The organism is Leisingera sp. F5 (genome assembly GCF_001593695.1).
In genome coordinates this window covers 1-1,409 of record NZ_LUKH01000958.1, presented here as the reverse complement: position 1 = coordinate 1,409, position 1,409 = coordinate 1, and the positions used below count along the sequence as shown (strand labels likewise).

The following is a 1,409-nucleotide window of genomic DNA, read 5'->3' as shown; positions in this document are numbered from 1 at the left end:
GAGCTGAACACAGCGCTGAGCGGGCTTGAAGCAGACAGTCCCGGCGCAGTCCGTGCGACTGGCCCGATCGGCGAGCTGACCGCCGGTAATATGCGTATCGGAGTGAAAACCGAGGGCGGACCGGTCCATATGCTGTTCAAAAACGGGGTGAAGCTGCTATATGAACCCCAGAAACCGGAAAGATAACCTGTGTCCTATTTGCGCGCATTGATTTTTTGCCTGCCGCTCGCGGTATTTCCCAGCCTCGCGGCGGCGCAGACGGCATCCGTCGCTTTTGGCGCCGTCAAGGCCGATCCCAGCCAGCCGGTTGAAGTCACCGCCGACAACCTGGCAGTCAACCAGGCAAATGGCTCGGCAGAGTTTACCGGCAATGTGCTCATTATTCAGGGCATCATGCGGCTGTCTGCAGACAAGGTTCTGGTGATTTACAAAACCGCCGACGAAGCAGACGCCAAAGCGGGCATAGAACGGCTGGAAGCCACCGGCAATGTGGTTCTGGTAAGCGGCCCGGACGCCGCCGAGGCACAGCGCGCCGAATACACCATTGACCAAGGCACTATCGTGATGACCGGCAATGTGCTCCTGAACCAGAAAAGCGGTACCTTGGCTTCCAACCGGCTTGAGGTGAACCTGACTTCCGGCACTGCCAAAATGGCCGGCCGGGTGAAGACTATCCTGAACCCGAACGGCGGCAGCAACTGATGGCGAAACCTGGTCTGACCGTCACCGAAGGCTCCTCCGGGCTGCGTATTGAAAAACTGCGCAAATCCTACCGCAAACGGGTGGTGATCCGCGACGTGTCAATGTCGCTGAACCGCGGCGAGGTGGTGGCATTGCTGGGTCCCAACGGGTCTGGCAAGACCACCAGCTTCTACGCCATTGCAGGTCTGGTTTTCCCCGAAGCGGGCACCGTCAGCATCGACGGCCAGAACGTGACCGGCCTGCCGATGTACCGGCGCGCTCGCCTTGGCATCGGCTATCTGCCACAGGAAATGTCGATCTTCCGCGGCCTGTCGGTGGAGGACAACATCTCCGCAGTGCTCGACATCTCGCAAAAACACGAACACAAACGCCGCGAGCGGCTGGAAGAACTGTTGTCCGATTTCTCGATCGAGCACCTGCGCCGCGCACCCGCGTTGGCGCTGTCAGGCGGTGAACGGCGCCGGGTTGAGATTGCCCGCTGCCTGGCAGCGGACCCGAAATACCTGTTGCTCGACGAACCCTTTGCCGGCGTCGACCCGATCTCAGTCGGCGATATCCGCCATTTGGTTTCCGACCTCAAGAAACGCGGTATCGGCGTGCTGATCACAGACCACAACGTGCGCGAGACCCTGGAGATCGTGGACCGGGCCTATATCCTGCATGACGGCCAGGTGCTGATGTCCGGCAGCCCTGAGGAAGTGGTTGAA

At 60.3% G+C, this 1,409-nt stretch carries 2 protein-coding genes and 1 pseudogene; all 3 read left to right on the top strand.

The annotated features are described in order from the left end of the window. A pseudogene (locus A2I95_RS37845) lies at positions 1-186 on the top strand (hypothetical protein); the annotation flags it as partial. A 3-nt stretch (positions 187-189) separates the two neighbouring features. Beyond that, complete coding sequence (gene lptA, locus A2I95_RS37840; protein ID WP_259988500.1) at positions 190-702, top strand: lipopolysaccharide transport periplasmic protein LptA; 513 nt, start codon at positions 190-192, stop codon at positions 700-702. Next, a partial coding sequence (gene lptB / locus A2I95_RS37835) for an LPS export ABC transporter ATP-binding protein (protein ID WP_291737572.1) occupies positions 702-1,409 on the top strand: 708 nt, incomplete at its 3' end. The genes lptA and lptB, both read left to right, overlap by 1 nt.